This is a genomic window from Kitasatospora purpeofusca, from assembly GCF_042691725.1.
In the GTDB taxonomy this organism is placed as follows: domain Bacteria; phylum Actinomycetota; class Actinomycetes; order Streptomycetales; family Streptomycetaceae; genus Kitasatospora; species Kitasatospora purpeofusca_B.
In genome coordinates this window covers 4,442,730-4,457,514 of record NZ_CP170483.1, presented here as the reverse complement: position 1 = coordinate 4,457,514, position 14,785 = coordinate 4,442,730, and the positions used below count along the sequence as shown (strand labels likewise).

The 14,785-nt window shown below is 65.6% G+C and carries 11 protein-coding genes and 1 tRNA gene; 2 read left to right on the top strand and 10 right to left on the bottom strand.

The genetic code is table 11. From position 1 onward, the window contains the following. Positions 1 to 79 precede the first annotated feature (79 nt). Positions 80 to 970, top strand: a complete 891-nt coding sequence (locus tag ACFCLZ_RS18775; RefSeq protein ID WP_380277456.1) for a metal-dependent hydrolase — start codon at positions 80 to 82, stop codon at positions 968 to 970. A gap of 62 nt (positions 971 to 1,032) precedes the next feature. Here ACFCLZ_RS18775 and dcd read toward each other — a convergent pair whose 3' ends face one another. Further along, entirely contained in the window at positions 1,033 to 1,608 is a 576-nt protein-coding gene (gene dcd, locus ACFCLZ_RS18770; RefSeq protein ID WP_380277455.1) for a dCTP deaminase, read from the bottom strand. 82 nt (positions 1,609 to 1,690) lie between these two features. Beyond that, positions 1,691 to 1,927, bottom strand: a complete 237-nt coding sequence (locus ACFCLZ_RS18765; RefSeq protein ID WP_045938839.1) for a hypothetical protein — start codon at positions 1,925 to 1,927, stop codon at positions 1,691 to 1,693. A gap of 261 nt (positions 1,928 to 2,188) precedes the next feature. Here ACFCLZ_RS18765 and ACFCLZ_RS18760 point away from each other — a divergent pair. After that, positions 2,189 to 2,262 (top strand) — tRNA-Gly (locus tag ACFCLZ_RS18760). Positions 2,263 to 2,953: 691 nt separating this feature from the next. Here the strand turns inward: ACFCLZ_RS18760 and ACFCLZ_RS18755 are convergent. The 8 genes from ACFCLZ_RS18755 to ACFCLZ_RS18720 all read right to left on the bottom strand — a co-directional run bounded on the left by ACFCLZ_RS18755 (position 2,954) and on the right by ACFCLZ_RS18720 (position 14,755). Beyond that, positions 2,954 to 3,385: a hypothetical protein gene (locus tag ACFCLZ_RS18755; protein WP_380277452.1), complete on the bottom strand. Its 432-nt coding sequence runs from the start codon at positions 3,383 to 3,385 to the stop codon at positions 2,954 to 2,956. Between the two features lie 1,083 nt (positions 3,386 to 4,468). Beyond that, a complete protein-coding gene (locus ACFCLZ_RS18750; protein ID WP_380277451.1) occupies positions 4,469 to 4,936 on the bottom strand; it encodes a DNA phosphorothioation-associated protein 4 in 468 nt (155 codons plus the stop codon). Further along, positions 4,936 to 6,993: an AAA family ATPase gene (locus tag ACFCLZ_RS18745; RefSeq protein ID WP_380277449.1), complete on the bottom strand. Its 2,058-nt coding sequence runs from the start codon at positions 6,991 to 6,993 to the stop codon at positions 4,936 to 4,938. The genes ACFCLZ_RS18750 and ACFCLZ_RS18745 overlap by 1 nt, the downstream gene beginning before the upstream one ends. Next, positions 6,990 to 7,154 (bottom strand): hypothetical protein, encoded by a 165-nt coding sequence (locus tag ACFCLZ_RS18740; protein WP_380277447.1) that lies wholly within the window; start codon positions 7,152 to 7,154, stop codon positions 6,990 to 6,992. The genes ACFCLZ_RS18745 and ACFCLZ_RS18740 overlap by 4 nt, the downstream gene beginning before the upstream one ends. A 38-nt stretch (positions 7,155 to 7,192) precedes the next feature. Then, a complete protein-coding gene (locus ACFCLZ_RS18735; RefSeq protein WP_380277445.1) occupies positions 7,193 to 9,343 on the bottom strand; it encodes a DEAD/DEAH box helicase family protein in 2,151 nt (716 codons plus the stop codon). Continuing rightward, positions 9,340 to 11,733 (bottom strand): histone-like nucleoid-structuring protein Lsr2, encoded by a 2,394-nt coding sequence (locus tag ACFCLZ_RS18730; RefSeq protein WP_380277443.1) that lies wholly within the window; start codon positions 11,731 to 11,733, stop codon positions 9,340 to 9,342. Before ACFCLZ_RS18730 ends, ACFCLZ_RS18735 begins: the two co-directional genes overlap by 4 nt. An 84-nt stretch (positions 11,734 to 11,817) precedes the next feature. Continuing rightward, on the bottom strand, positions 11,818 to 13,980 hold the full coding sequence (locus ACFCLZ_RS18725) for a hypothetical protein (RefSeq protein ID WP_380277441.1): 2,163 nt from the start codon (positions 13,978 to 13,980) through the stop codon (positions 11,818 to 11,820). A gap of 88 nt (positions 13,981 to 14,068) precedes the next feature. Continuing rightward, positions 14,069 to 14,755: a GIY-YIG nuclease family protein gene (locus ACFCLZ_RS18720; RefSeq protein WP_380277440.1), complete on the bottom strand. Its 687-nt coding sequence runs from the start codon at positions 14,753 to 14,755 to the stop codon at positions 14,069 to 14,071. Positions 14,756 to 14,785: the final 30 nt, after the last annotated feature.

Genomic DNA, 14,785 nt, shown 5'->3' with positions numbered 1-14,785 from the left:
ACGACGGGCCTCGCCTCGCGGGGCCCGTCGCGTTGTCCTGCCCATCCACTCGTCCACCCTCACCCGCACGGAGCCAGGCATGACCCTCCCCACCACCCACGTCAGCTTCCCGGCCGGGGCGGTGACCGGCGAGTCGACGGTGCTCGCGGTGCACCCGCTGGACGACGGCCGCTACGCCGTGGTCACCGGGGCGACCCCGTTCCACCCGCTCGACCACACCTGGCCCGACCAGCCCGCCGACCTCGGCACCCTCACCGTGGACGGCGTCGAGCTGGCCGTCGTCGACTGCCTCACCGGCGCGGTGGGCCCGGACGGCGGCGCGCCGCTGGTCGGCGCCGACATCCCGGTCCGGCGCGGCGACGAGGAGTGGTCCTGGCTGGTCCTGCACGTCCTCGCGGCCGACCCGGGCGACCTCGTCGGCCGCGGCGCCGTCCTCGCCGTCGACGCCGGGCGCCGCGGCGCGCTCAGCGCCTCGCACAGCGGCTGCCACCTGCTCGCCCTCGCCCTCAACGAGGCGCTCGCGCCCCGCTGGCGCAAGGACCCGGGCCGCGCCGACGCCTTCGGCCACCCGGACTTCGACAGCCTCGCCATGGCGAGCTCGGTCATGGACACCGAGGCCAGCACCGACACCTACCGGCTCGGCAAGTCGCTGCGCAAGAAGGGCTTCACCGCCGAGGCCACCGAGGACCTCCCGGCCCTCGCGGACGCCCTCCCCGGGCTCACCGAGGCCGTCAACCGCCGGCTGGCCGCCTGGGTCGCCGCCGACGCCCCGGTGCGCATCGACGTCCCCGGCCCGGAGCTGACCGCCCGCCGCCAGTGGCACTGCGAGCTGCCCGAGGGCGCGGCGCGGATCTTCTGCGGCGGCACCCACCTGCACCACCTGGGCGAGCTGGCCGAGCTCCGCACCGAGCTGCGGCTCTCCGAGGACGGCAGCGAGCTGGTCGCCGTCACCCGCCCGAAGCGGGCCTGAGACGCCGGCGGGCGGCCACCCCTCCAGGGGTGACCGCCCGCACCGTGCGCTCTTCGTCCCGCTCAGACGTCCGTACGGTGGAAGTTCAGGTAGGACCGCGACGGCGTCGGGCCGCGCTGCCCCTGGTACCGCGAGCCGTACCGCTGCGAGCCGTACGGGTGCTCCGACGGCGAGGAGAGCCGGAACAGGCAGAGCTGCCCGATCTTCATCCCCGGGTAGAGCTTGATCGGCAGCGTCGCGACGTTCGACAGCTCCAGCGTGACGTGCCCGCTGAAGCCCGGGTCGATGAAGCCGGCCGTGGAGTGCGTCAGCAGCCCGAGCCGGCCCAGGCTGGACTTGCCCTCCAGCCGCGAGGCGACGTCGTCCGGCAGCGTGATGACCTCGTAGGTCGACGCCAGCACGAACTCGCCCGGGTGCAGGATGAACGCCTCGTCGCCCTCCGGCTCGACCAGCCGGGTCAGGTCCGGCTGCTCCTCGGAGGGGTCGATGTGCGGGTAGCGGTGGTTCTCGAAGACCCGGAAGAAGCGGTCCAGTCGCACGTCGATGCTCGACGGCTGGACCATCGCGGGGTCGAACGGGTCGATCACCACCCGGCCGTTGTCGATCTCGGCCCGGATGTCCTTGTCAGAGAGCAGCACGCTTCGAGGTTACGTGCACGACGCGGCCCCGGACGAATCGTCCGGGGCCGCACCTGTCACTTCTCTCCCGTGTCCGTCCTCGTCAGGCGAGGAACTCCGCGGCCTCCAGCCGCAGTGCCCGGGCCAGTTGCGGCTCGGACAGCTCCCGTACGTCGGCCAGCACCGAACTCCGCAGCCGTCCGCACTGCGGACACCTGATCAGCCGCCCGGGCCCCAGCCGGCCGGGCCCGAGATTCTGCATCGGGAACGTGGTGGTGCTGAACAGGTGCCCCTCGGCACAACGAACGACGGCGCGCTGCTCCATCGATCCCCTTCCCATCCTTACCCCAGTACTCACCCGTACTCGTCGCCCCGAACGGCGGAGCCCCCGGGACCAGCGTCACATTAGGGGATGTACCGGACATTCCACACCAAGGCTCGCCGCCCGCGCCCACCCGCCGGGGCACTCTCACGCGGCCCACACAGTACGCCCCCGCCCCCACCCCCCGCGCCCCGCCCGCGCCACCACCCACCTGTGCGGCCACCATCACGGATGGGGTACAGTGAGGGACAGATCGAGCGGTCTCTGACGGCTCATCAGGCGGGCGTAGTTTAATGGTAGAACATGAGCTTCCCAAGCTTATAGCGCGAGTTCGATTCTCGTCGCCCGCTCCACGGTAAAGCCGCAGGTCAGTGACCTGGGGCTTGCTGGTTGTCTAGACCAATGGGTCCCTTTTCTGTGCTCGTGCGCGACTACTGCGCGAGTAGCCACGGTCAACGGCGGCAAATGGCGGGCAACAGCGGTAAGCGGCGGTCAGTCGCGGTCGTTTTGTGAAATCTAAGCTCATGTCGCTAGACGTCGACGTGGTCGCGTGTGACTGGGGTTGGCCGTCTCTGCGGAATGGCAACCCACGATCGCGGAATGTTCTCGTTCCAACCGTCCTCATCCGTAATGGTGGCCGCTCGGCACCCGCGACTGCGATCGGAACCGTGGCCAACGCTCGCGGCCCCCGGAGTCGGTCTCAATGGGCTGGCCACACTTCCGGCACTCATCCCGAGCGGGTTCGCTTGCCACGATCGCCTCGCTCGTTCGCCCGTTCCTCGGCCTCCCCGGCCACGACTTCGAGCCTGACAAGCACGTCGCGTCCCGAGATCTCCGGGCTGAGCTCCGCCATGCCACGCATGGCATGCACCAGCTTGCCGGCCTCGACCTACCTCATGGTCTCCATCATCGCCAGAATGCACTCGTCCATCGCTCCCCACCCCTGTTCGCCCTCCAGGAGTACAGCAGCAAAGCACAGCAACCGGGCCATCCAGTAACGACCACCAATACCCCTGGCGCCGCCTCCGATCTGCATAGATGACCTCATCGACCGTTTAGCCCATAATTCGGGACGACGTTGAGCCCGAGGGGGCCGGGTTCGGCGTAGTGGTCCTTGTGCAGGCGACGTGCGTCGTCGAGGAAGGCCGGCAGCTGGACGGTGCGTGTTCCTCTGGATTTGGGGCGTCCGTTGGCGAGTCGTCCGTTGGCGAGTTCCGGCGAGGGGGAGTGGATCCTGAGCAGGCACCAGGCGAGATCGATGTCCTCGCGGCGCAGGGCGGCGAGTTCCTCGGGCCGCAGGGTGGTGAGCGCGGCGACCAGGACGAGGAGCTGCCATCGGTCGCCGACATGGCCGGCAAGTGCGAAGACCTGGGCGATGGTGGCGACGCCGCGTTCGGCGGGGTAGTCACTGTCGGCGCCGCGGATGCGGCAGGGGTTGCGGAGGATGGTCTCGTCGTCGGCGACGGCGGGTTCCATGATGGACTTCAGCAGCGGGTAGGCCTTGGCGGAGACCGAGGGTCCGGTCGTGTCGCGCTGTTCGGTGTTCCAGGCGCGGACCTTTGCATAGGTGATGCGGGGACGGGCACGTTTCCGAAGGCGGGCAGGAGGTGTGCGTGCAGCAGGCGCTGGTAGAGCGCATGGGTGGTAGGCATCAGGGGCGGTTGTCGATCCAGTCCTTGGCGTAGTCCTTGAACAGGACACTCTTGACCGGGAAGGCGCTTGTGCACGGCGGCGGTGGGTGAGGTTGGTCCGGACGAGCGTGAGCCAGGTCATGGCGTCGAATTCGGTATCGAAGGTCTCGGGGACCGCCGGGTTTGGCCGTGGCAGTCGGTGTAGGTCGCGCTCCAGCGGCCGGAACGGTACTGGCGGATGTTGCCGAATCTGCGCCGCGGCTTCTTCGGCTTGCGGGTCATGATGGTCCTCCTCTGCGGACGGCAACCGCAGGTCGAGCGCAGAGGCGGAGGATCGTCGCGTCGCCCGATCGGTAGCACGGCCGTCTCACGAGCCGTGCTGCGATCTTCAGGTCGTTGAGTCTGCGACTACGGATAGGTGCTTGTGCGACCAGTCTGGACCTCATGGGCACGGTGGAGATGCTTCCGCTCGGGGGCCTTCGAGCCCTGTGAGCTTGCTGTCGTGCCACCCGGGCGACGCATCGGCCGAGAGGCTCGGCGGCGGCCATGTCGGCTGCGAGTCGACGGGATGGCTGTACGGCAACAGATGGCCGCAGGGTTGTTGGGGATCCTTCGCGGCGGTGTGGCCCGCCGACCGCCTGCCGTGGTTGACCGCGATCACGGTGGCATCCGAGTCGACGAATCGAAGCGGACGTGAACGGACATGCGCGACTACTGCGCGGGTAGCAGCGGTAAACCACAGTCAACCGCGGTCAAAGATTTCATGATCCACAACATCCGTGTCCGGGGTCTGCATGGCCGGCGACCTGGGATTATGTTGATTCTCACATAAGAGATTCAAAGGGTAGGTGCCAGGTCCGACAACGCGCCGTTGTCCGGGGGATCCGATCGGAAACTGAGCCTCCGCACAGGGCCTGTCAGATGTGCGCTACCACCGCTCCAGCTCGTTGAGCATGTCCTTGATTGGGTCGTCGTTTGTCTGAGGCACCGACACGAGGGCATCCACGACGAGCGAGGTGACGATCGCGACCAGGTCCCGGCTGCCCCGGGAGTTGACCTCGCCCTGGAGGAAGTTCAGCCCGCCGTTGGCGTACTCCTCGAAGATCTGAAGGCGCTCGGCGAGCCGCTCGTCGGACAGGACCGTCGCATCGTCGGGGACCTCAGCTGCCGCAAGCAGGTCGATCAGCACATCGCCATAGGAGCGGTTCTCCACGAGCGCATAGCGGATCGGCTCGCTCGACTTCTCGAATGGTTCGCGACGCTCCTTGTGGCGACCGAGCGCCGCAGCGAATAGCAGCGCCTCGTAGTTCGCGCGGAACGGCCCATCCTTGCCCGTCAGCAGGGTCAGCAACTGCTCGTGCTCCGCCGGCCGGCGGAAACGGATCTCTACGGTCATCAGACGGTCACTTCTTCCAGAACAGTGTGGTCGAACTCGCCGTGCGAGACGTAGGGGACAGCGCGATCGCGGATCGTAATGGTCTGCTCCTGCGCGCTCGCGTTAGTCGTGTAGGAACGCAGCACGTACATTCGGGAGGCAGCCGCGCCGAGGTGCTCCAGGACCCGCCCCCGGGACTGGGACTGGGACAGCAGCGTGATGATCTGCGAGGTCAGCTTGGGCAGCGACTCGGCGATGTCGTTCTGGTAGGCGACATCGAGGTTTCCGAACGGGGCGTCCATGACGACGGGGTATACCCCGCCCCCGCCCAGGGACTCCTCAGCCGCCCCGAGCCTGCGGTCGTGTGTCTCCCTTGCCAGTTCGGAGACGGCGCCCACGAACGACAGGCCAAGGATCTGGTTCTCCCCCGTACTGCGGGCTGCGGCACCACCGAGGGAGTCGTTGACCAGTTCCAAGGCGAAGGACGGCGTCAGGTTCGGCGTAAAGGGCCTGATGCAGATCCGCGCGAAGACGCTCTTGACCTTCGTGTCCAACTGCCGCCGAACCTCCTCCGTTTTGACCGCGAGGATGCGCTCGAAGGCCGTCAGGACGTCGTCGACCAGGGCGACCTGGCGCTGAATCCGGCGAGACTCCTCGTCCTGTACCCGGGCGGAGTGATACTGACGCCTGATCTTCTCGATCTGCTCGTCGAGTTCGGCGAGCTTCGCCTTGGCTACGGTGTGCAGTTGCAGTGTGTCCAGCCGCTTCGAGTCGAGGTCCTTTCGGCGCTCCACCAGGCGCTGGACGTCGATGATATTGACGCCGTCCAGGTCGCGGGCGATATCGCTTTCCTCGGCATCGACCTTCCGGATGCCTGCTTCGATCTCCTGGATGTCCTGGATGCACCCCTGCAACTGGGCAAGGAGTTCCTGCCTGGCCTGCCCGAGGTCGGCGGTTTTGCCGGCCAGATACATCCAGCGGCTCTCGACATCGGCGAGGCCGGCGTTATAGCGGCGCTCCTCCAGGGCGTGGCGCGCTTCGGAACCCGCGGCCAGTTCGCGCCCGCACATGCAGTACCCGTCCTCCAGCAGGCCGTCGATGTAGTCCCGCTGAATCCCAGCTGGGAGCTCCCGGCGCTTGCGCATGCCATCGGCCAAGCCGAGGATCTTGTCGTCCAGTCCGCTGGTGAAGGCGAGGAAACTGCTCTTGGTGAGCAGGTCCTTCTTACGATCCTGACGCTCGATACGTTGCGCCAGCAGATCGCGCCGCCGGTCCTCGAGCTTGGAGTGTTGCCGCTGGAGCGGAGCGGCCTTCTCGTTGGCCAGCAGCGCGAGGTGTGTCTCCTCGAGTTCGCGCTCGTAGCCGGCGGCCTTCTCTGACAACTCCAGCAGCTTCTCGTGGACGTCGAGCTTCTGCTGCTCGAGCTGGGTCTGCCCGGCGGTCAGGCGCTGGAGCCGTCCGTCACCGCCGCGCTCGATCTGACGTGCCAGCTTCTTGGACGCCTTGGGGAGGTGGTTGGTGATGGCGCGCTCGATCTCCTCCAAGCCCATCAGCGTCTTGATGGCCTGCTGGACCTCGTCGGTGCGATCGCCGGTGAACATCCGCTCCATGCGCTCACCGTTGAAGAAGAAGAACTGGCGCAGACCCTCGGGGAGGATCTTCTGCAGCCGGTCCTGGCCGTTGTCCACCTTCTGGCTGACCCCGCCAGCTGTCTCGGTAACCGTCAACTCGAGGGGAAGAGCACTCTGCTCCTCGGCTGCCTTGGTCGTGTTCACCGCACGCAGCACGCTGAAGAGATGGCCTTCGTGCTCGAAGACCAGCCGAACTGAGGCTCCGACCTGCGCACCGAACGGGGTGAGTGCCCAGGTATGGTCATTAATGACACGTTCCTGGCGCTCGAAGTCGCCGGAGAAGCTGCCGTACAGCGCCCAGGTGAAAGCATTCAGCAGGGTTGTCTTCCCGGCTCCGTTCATTCCGAAGATGAGCACCGCCGGCTTGTGCTCCGTGACCTCCAGGTCGAGTTCCTGGATACCGTGGAAGACGCGGAAGTTCTCGATCGTGAGCTTGAGCAGTTTCACCGGGCCAGCTCCTTGGCAGCCTTGACGATCTCGTCGGTCAACAGAGTCGGGTTCTTGACGTGCAAGTTCTCGCGCTCCAGTTGCCACACCTTCATGACGAGCTTCCTCGCTTCCGGCGACAGACTGCTGATGATGTCTTCCAAGGTCTCGGGTGTACTCATGGTGCTCTCCGTGATCTTCAGGGGCCTGCTGGACAAGGTCAAGTGTCAAAGAGCCCGTAGCGCTGGCGTAGCGGACGCAGGATGTCAAGGGTCTCAGTCTCGTTGTCGGCGAGACGCGCGAACTCGGTGACCCTCGTCAGCTCCCGGGCCACCATATTGCGCTCGGTCGCATGCGCCAGAGCGCCGGTCCCCGTGGGCGGGACCACTATGAAGTCCACGATGTCTGCGCGCTTCTTGCCGGGCGACTTTCGCAGCACGCGGCCTCGGCGCTGGATGAACTGCCGTGGGTTCGAGGAGCTGGCGAGGAGGTAGGCGGTGCGGGCGGCCGGCACGTCCACCCCCTCGTCCAGGCACTTCATCGACAGCAGCACCTGTAGGTCCTGGCCCTGTGCGAAGCGCCGCAGCACCTTCTGCCGCTCGTCGCGCCTGGTCTCGGCGGTGTACGGGGCGGCCGGCATGCGTAGGTCCTGTCCCACCATCACCAGTGCCTGCTGGAGCTGGGTCGCCTCCTCGGCATCCCCGTACTCGTAGAGGAGAGGGTGGCGGCCCTCGGCGCAGTACAACAACTGGTACCAGTCGTTCCGCCGCTTGGTGATCTCCTGCCGCAGTGCGGGAAGCTTGGCGCGGGCATGGCCCAGGATGTTCGACCGCTTGCGCAGCAACTTGCCCAGCGGGCTGTCCCGGTCGGCGTCCTCGGAGAAGCCCTGCGATGCGATGATCCTGGCGATCTGGCTGGTGACCTCGGCGTAGAGCTCGGTCTCCTCCTCGTCGAGCTCGATCAGCACCGGGGTGTACGTGTACTGGCAGAGGGCACCCGCCTTGATGGCATCACCGATGCCCATCTCGTAGACGATCTCGCCGAAGTACTCCGTCAGCGCGTCCGTGCCCCGATCGTCGAACCAGCGCTCCGGCGTGGCGGACAACCCCAGCCGGTACTGCGCCGAGTCGGGTAGCTTCTCGCGCAGGTGCCTGGCGCCCAGATTGTGGCACTCGTCTGCAATGACCAGCAGGCGCCCCTCGTAGCGGTCGAGGATGCCCTGCATGGGCTTTCCGGCGAAGGTGACGTTGGTGGTCACGATGACGCCGCCCTGCGCGCAGCGCAGCGACAGACTGTCCAACAGCGAGGAGGCCTGCGCGTACCAACTGGCCGTGGACTCGTAGGCTCGTACGGGCTGCATTCCGAACCAGGCGATGTCCTTGGACCACTGGTCGACCAGGTGCTGGTACGGGACGATGACCAGGGTCAGCAGCGGCTCGCCGCTCTTGTGCAGTGCCTGGGCCAGCCGCGCGGCAGCTGACAGGGCGCTCAGCGTCTTGCCGGTGCCGGTGGCCATACGCAGGATGCCCCGGCAACCGTGGGCCGACCACTGCCTGATGGCCTGCTTCTGGTACTCGCGTACCGTCAGCTCCGCAGGGATGGTCAGCCGGCCTGCGGTGTTCGGAAGTGGCAGCGGCAGCGGGGCACCGTCCATGGGCGGCAGCGCAGGCTCACGCTGCTGAGCTGTGCGCTTCGCATACGCCTCGATGATGTCCCTCGCGGCATCGGTGAAGTCGATGACGCGCAGCAGCGGGGTGCGGTCGTGCCACAGATCCTCGAAGTCTTTGCCGATACGCACAGCGCGCGGGCCGTCGCCCGGCTCCCACGTGCGGAACACCTCAATGGACTCGAAGTTGCCGACCAGGCCAGGCATGGTCTCGTTCGCGCTGCCCTTGAACGCGACCAGGTCCCGCCCGTCACGGAAGATGCCGATCTTCTCGTGGTAGATGCCGACCCTGCCCTGGACCTCGACGTAGGCGAGCTTGATGTCCAGCCGGCCATCCGCGATGAGCGCAGCGAGCTGGCCCAAGCCGTGTGCCGCCCGCGGATCCTGGACAGCCAGCTCCAGATCCCGCAGCGCTGCCTGCTCCAGGACGATCCGCAGCGCATAGCCGGCCTTGATCTGCTCCACGTCCTCCTGGCTGAGCTGTGGGGAGGCGACGACGCGCATCGTCCCGCCGCGAGCAGCGAACTCGCCGATCCCAAGCCCGAGTACCGCCAGCACCGAAGCGCTGAAATACCCGACCGCGCGGTCGTAGGCAGTAGCCGCCGCCAAGGCCGGAGCATAGAAGTCGCGCACTATATCGCAGCGGTCGCTGCGATAGTCGCCGAGCAGGTCGCTGCGGCGCAGGACGACTGAAGGACTGTTCATGACAATCCCATCAGGTCGATCAGGTCATTGACCGACGGGCCGTCATCGACCGCAGGGATGCTGGTGTTGGCCTCCACCTGGGGCTCCCCGGAAGTGTCGTCAGCCCACCCCACGTAATCCAGCTGGCGAACAATCCCACCGCGAGCCGTGAACGGATGAGTGGAGGCGACCTGGCGCACACTCGACTCATTGATGGAGAACTCCCGCGTCAGGATCTCGACCAGTTCCTCGGTAGGGATCTCCCCGTCTGCACGGGCCACCTCCTGCCCGACCAACTCCTTGATCGTTGTGTAGGGGCGCAGATCCCACTCACGCAGTCCCCAGGAGTCGACATCACTGCGCATGAAGCGGGGATCGCTCTGAAGCTGAGCCTTCAGTGAACGCAGGTTGACGTTGGCACCCATACGGTCAGCCAGCAACTGGGAGGGCAGCGGATGGCTGAGCTCTTCGAGAACCTCCCGGGCACGATCTTTGAGTGTCCCCCGGACTCCCTTGGCTACCAGAGCAAACGACTCGGCAGGAGAAGCAGACATTGGTACGGCTGCCTCACGGAGAGAAGCAGGCACCTCGTCGGCGAGCGGCTCCAGGCCCGCCGGGACTTCCGCGCCGGGCTGTGGCCTGTCGATACTGGCGGGCGCCGTCGGGATCGACCCGAGGGCCGAGGCGTCGGAAGCCTCCGCAGGCAGCGTCCAGCCCTCCGGACCAGCGCTCGCAGCGAGGATGCGCGCCGTCAAGGTCCCTATCTCGTCATGGAACTGATCATCGCCACGGAGTAGATCCGCCAGCCGCACTCCGGGGTGGCTGTCTCTGACGTATTCGTGCAGTTGGTCGAGCGCTTCGGTGAACTGTTGACGTACCCCCACGGGTGCGTGCCGCTCATCGCCAACTGGAGGCTGCTGCGTACGGGAGTGGTGGGCAACGGGAGTCTCCGGCCCGTGGACCTGCTCGCCGCGCGTCTCTGGGTCCTGTGCCGGCGCGAGCGCGTAGTCGATGTCCCTACGTCGAGCGTGCAGTCCGCCCGAGTGATCCGCGGGCTTTGCCGGATCAAGCTGCACATGGTTGGATACGAGGCTCAAGCCGCAGAAGCGCAGCCATGCCTCGGTCGGCACCAACTGCCAACCGGTCTTGGCGAGCAGCTGCGTTGCAGCGGTCACGGACATGCGCTCGCCCAGCTCCAGGCTCAGAGCCTGCTGCGTCACGCGCCGCGCTTCATGAAGTGAGTCTGAGTACAGCCACCCCTGCTGCATCGAGCCGGACCAGCGCACCTCGATGAGCACCTGCAGCACCGTCACTTCAGTCCCGGGTACTACGACCCCGAGCCAGGGGTGCCGTGTGATGAGTTCGTGACCGGTCACGGGCGTGGAGGTTGCCTGGTTGAGGAGAATCAGGGCGTTGCGCATCGCGCCGTTCTGAGCTGCCGCGGAATCGAATTGCTGGGGGATCTCGTGGAGCAACTGCACCATCCGGGCGCGCGTAATGCGGTGCTGCGTTGCCAAGTCGTCGACGGTGTGCGGCACCTGGGCGCACAGGTGCAGAGTGATCAGGTCTTGCTGGCGATTGTCCAGACTGGCGAACCACGACTTGATGGCTTCTGCGCGAATTGCCGCTCCCGAGTGGAGAAAGTCGGTCTCGGCGTGACGTTGATGCGGCTCATTGGCTGCGCGCGCCCCAGGGGCTGCCGCGTCGGCTGGGCGCAACTCGGCCGCTCTGGTGGTCTCGGGACGTCGATGTGCAGCCTTGTAGGCGTCACGGACCGCTTCTGAGAGCCGACCTCGCTCGGCAATGGCGAAACCGTTGGCGATAGCCCAAGCGCGGATGTTTCGTGCCTCGGCTGGGCTGCCCGTCTCATATGTGACGGGTTGCGAGGAGTCATCGGAGGTCAGGCCATGCTTTTCGAGGTTCGCCGGCTGCTGTTCCCATTTGCTATGGGTCTCGGACATGTTCATTGTCTCCGGCAGAGTTGCGGCACGTACGAGTACGACCAGGCACTCCCGGCGATCACGGTAGCTTGTTGTGTGCATCGCAAGTATGTCGGCTGGCGTGACGCTTCGCAGCCCGCGGAGGGTCGCCCCACCAAGCAACTTCAGAGCTGTAAGGGTCCGAGAGTTGAGGTCGAGACTTGAGGTGCTCCTCTGTGGTGGCACAGTTGGCAGGAGCGTTCCCAGGGGTTCCTCGTCGAACGGTTTCGTTTCGAGGAAGGAACCCAGGGTGTCGAGGATGTCTTTGAGATAGTGGCGCCGCGACTCGGTCTCTGCCGGTCCCTCGTGCAGCCACCACTGCGCCGGCCCGCCCAAGCCCTGGAGCGTCAGCGCCTGCTCACCGGATACCCGGTCCAGCCACGACAGCAGGGAACGCCATGTCTGAGGTGGCGACGAGACGGGGGACGACATCGTGATGGCCTTGTCTGTGGCGGATGGGCTGACTGCTCAGATCTGCGGCGAGGACGGGTTGTGTCCTCGCCGCCAGATCCTGATCTACTCGCCGAGCAATTCGTCGATGCTGGTGGCGGGGGCGTCCTCGGCAACTTCGGCCTCGTTTGCGGCGTCCTCCGCTCTGTCGGAAGAGGCATCGTCTCCTCCGAATTCGACATGAGAGGCGGGCTTCTCTGCTTGCTTGAACTGCTCCAACCAGAGCCGGAACGGCTCGTCCGAGCCGTAGAACCATTCCTTGAGCGCGCGGCCGAGCGTCTTGTTGGCGGCCGCTGCCGCCTCCTCGCGGAGCTTCGCGTCACTGGTGCCAGGCTTGCTGGTCCGCAGTGCCTTGAACTGCTGGTCCGTGCACAGGCCTAGGTAGAGGCCGCGAGCGGTGCCGAGCATCGCGGAGAACGCCGAACGGTCCTTGAACCACGGTTCGACATTCGCCCACGCTTCGGGTGTGTCGAGTACCTGCAGCCAGAAGTACCGGAAGTACACGGCCTGCGGGGTGTCCATGTTGCCGATCTGGTTAAGCGGGTGGCTGATCTCGGACTTGTTGAAGGCGAGTCGGCGGTCCTTTGCCTTACCGGGCTCCAATGCGAAATAGGCGTTCCATGCCGCCGCGAGTGCGTCAGCAAACTTCGGTAGATCGTTTAGGTCCGCCTCGCCCGGCTCTGCTTTCCGAAGCTCCCACAATGAACCGAGGGTCATCATCATGCCCAACTGGCAGGCATGGGTGTTGAACACGGCGTACGCCGCCTTCGACTGCTTGAGCGCAGCGACACGCCCAGAGCCCATGTATTCCGTCGCACGGTAGGTCTCGAAGGTTTCCTCGCGGATCTTGAGCGCTTCCCACGCACGGATCACGTCGGACTTCGCTGGGCGCGTCCCGTTGTTCTTCTGATCCTCGTAGTGGGTGTAGCTGTCCTTGAGCGTCCAATACACGCCGACGCCGCCGAACATGGCGTCATGGGCGAGGGTGAGACCGGTATCGTCGATGTGCCAGTCTTCCTTCGACTGGGTCAACGCGCTGGCGTGTGCCGCGTAAGGGGAGACACGGGAGAGCAAGGACAGCATTGCCTTGCCCCATGTGCCCGCGAAGCGGTCGCTGATCGCGTCGAGCTTCCCGAGGGGGAAGTTCTCGTTGCCGAGGTCGCCCCGTTGGTAGGTGAAGCCGCCGTCCTCAAACTGATCGGGGAACAGGTTGGTGAGTTCCAACTGTGTCTGCATGCAAGCGTCCATGATGCTCTGGCTGAGTCGACCACCGAGCTTCTGCGAGACGTCGTTCAAGTATTTGGGAGGGCCGAAGACGCAGCGGTCGACAGCGAACTTGAGCAGGTGGATGTTGGTGAGAACTGACCAGCGGGCCGGCCGGGTGGAGTTCGTTTCGGGGTTGTCGTACTCGACTGCGTAGATGGGCAACAGGCTGTTGCTGGTATCGTTACGCAACTCGCTGAGCATCCGACGGGTGAGCACGTTGCTCAGTTCCGCGTCCGACAGCAGGATGATCCGCGAGTTGGACGGCGGTCGTGCCTCCTTGTTGACGTCGACGAAGAGCTTGCGTGCTGCCTCGTGGGGCTTGGCCTTCTCCCCAGTTTCCTCGGGGAACCAGCAGACCGTCACCGGGACCTCGACTTTGCTCAAATCCATGTCCCCGACGTTCGCCAGCGCCTGGATGACCTGGTTCTCATAGAAGGATCGGAAGCGGGCACCGCCGGAGTTCTGCCAGCTCTTCGTCATGGTTCGCTCGACGGCGAGCAATGCCATAGCACGGTGCTGGCCGTCGAGGACCACCAGCTGAGACTCGATCTTGTTCCACCACAGCTTGCCGACACTGGCCGGGTGCAGCCGGTCATCCGCGCCCAGCAGACGCTGGACCTGGAACGAGGTTCCGGCCTGCTCCTGCTGCCATCGGGCGCCGTCGTCCTCGATTACGGCCGACTCGCCCAGGGAGGGAAACAAGGAGGGCTTCTTGCTGCGGAAGGGCAGCAGCACCGCAACGATCGGCGGGAAGAACGCCGGCCCGGTGGCCTTGCGGTTCAGGAGGTAAGGGATCAGGTTCACCGCAACCCGATGGTCGTCCAGGTCACGCTGCAGGAGCTGGTTGAAGTCGAGGTCCCCGGCTTCCATGACCTCGCGCACCGGAGCGAGGCTCTTGGTGAGCTGGCGCTCCGGGTCGTCGGAGTCCTCACCGAGGCGGGCCTTAGTCATGATGTAGTCCACGCGGCCCGCGGGCGTGGTGAAGCTGCCCCACGTCCCCTGGACGCAGTCACGGAATGTGAGCTTGGTTCCTGTCCCGAACATGGTCTCTTTACTGCCTTCCGAGAATCGGCGCGTACATACGGTGGAGCAGCCATTCGGCCGACTCGGCGGTGTCCCGCAGGTGCTTGGTAGTCAGGTCGTCGCTGCCCGTCTCGCCGATATCGATGATCCAGGCTTCGAGGTTCGCCATGGCGATGTTGCGAGCAGCCGCCCGAGCGCCGAAGGACTTGGCCTTCGCACGGACCGTCTCGGTGTCTTCCGGGTGTTCGCGCAGCCATTCGTACGTCTTGGTGAAGTTTCTGCGGTGCGTACGCAACCGATCGCGCAAGTTGGTTGCGACACCGATGTAGAGCGGGGAAGAGAACACTGGGGACGCCATCTCCATGATGGTGGCCATGACCCGACGGCGTTCCTCGTTGTCAAGAGAGCCCATCAGTATCTCGAGGCGCTTGTCCTCTTCGACATCGACACCAGACGTTGCTGCTCCCGGTTCTCGCATGGGAGTGTCGAGTTCGAGTTCTCCTTCCCATGTGGCTCCATACGATCCGCTTCCGCGCAGGGCGATGGGCAGGGGCTCGTAGTAGCCGGCGTATTTTCTGAGCAGCCGCAGGAAGCCCTCGATCGCTTGGTCACCGTCCGGACTGGGCTGCATCTTCCAGTCGTGCGGACCGGCGCTGAAGTTCACGTACCAGGCGTACAACCCAGGAGACTCGGGCGCCTGGTCTACGTCGAGCATCGTGAAACGTGTATGCGCGAGACCGTTAGT

Bases quoted from the DNA above. Each gene is read 5' to 3' on its own strand.
- ACFCLZ_RS18775 (WP_380277456.1), top strand. From the start codon at position 80: ATGACCCTCCCCACCACCCACGTCAGCTTCCCGGCCGGGGCGGTGACC.
- ACFCLZ_RS18765 (WP_045938839.1), bottom strand. From the start codon at position 1,927: ATGGGAAGGGGATCGATGGAGCAGCGCGCCGTCGTTCGTTGTGCCGAG.
- ACFCLZ_RS18755 (WP_380277452.1), bottom strand. From the start codon at position 3,385: ATGGAACCCGCCGTCGCCGACGACGAGACCATCCTCCGCAACCCCTGC.
- ACFCLZ_RS18750 (WP_380277451.1), bottom strand. From the start codon at position 4,936: ATGACCGTAGAGATCCGTTTCCGCCGGCCGGCGGAGCACGAGCAGTTG.
- ACFCLZ_RS18740 (WP_380277447.1), bottom strand. From the start codon at position 7,154: ATGAGTACACCCGAGACCTTGGAAGACATCATCAGCAGTCTGTCGCCG.
- ACFCLZ_RS18735 (WP_380277445.1), bottom strand. From the start codon at position 9,343: ATGAACAGTCCTTCAGTCGTCCTGCGCCGCAGCGACCTGCTCGGCGAC.
- ACFCLZ_RS18730 (WP_380277443.1), bottom strand. From the start codon at position 11,733: ATGTCGTCCCCCGTCTCGTCGCCACCTCAGACATGGCGTTCCCTGCTG.
- ACFCLZ_RS18720 (WP_380277440.1), bottom strand. From the start codon at position 14,755: ATGCTCGACGTAGACCAGGCGCCCGAGTCTCCTGGGTTGTACGCCTGG.